Below are 277 nucleotides of genomic sequence, written 5' to 3'. Positions count from 1 at the left end.
GTGGCGTCCCCTAGGGGATTCGAACCCCTGTTACCGCCGTGAAAGGGCGGTGTCCTAGGCCTCTAGACGAAGGGGACGCAGAATTGGTTCAGCAAAGTATACTTTGCTTATTCTGCGTAAGATGAGCTTGAGCCCGCGAAAGCGAATGGCCTTATTCATCTAAGCAGAACTTGTAAGAGCACTAGGCTCATTACATTCTGTGTCACTAGGACTGGTTATTTAGACTCTTACCATACGAGTAAAGTGGCGTCCCCTAGGGGATTCGAACCCCTGTTAC

General features: G+C 50.2%; 1 tRNA gene. It reads right to left on the bottom strand.

Going from position 1 to position 277, the window contains the following annotated elements:
• Position 1: 1 nt before the first annotated feature.
• A tRNA-Glu gene (locus EXT46_RS18730) sits at positions 2 to 77 on the bottom strand.
• Positions 78 to 277: the final 200 nt, after the last annotated feature.

The organism is Pseudoalteromonas sp. CO325X (assembly GCF_004208955.1).
GTDB lineage: Bacteria > Pseudomonadota > Gammaproteobacteria > Enterobacterales > Alteromonadaceae > Pseudoalteromonas > Pseudoalteromonas ruthenica.
Note: the sequence above shows the minus strand (reverse complement) of the source record. Positions and strands in the feature narration are given on the sequence as shown.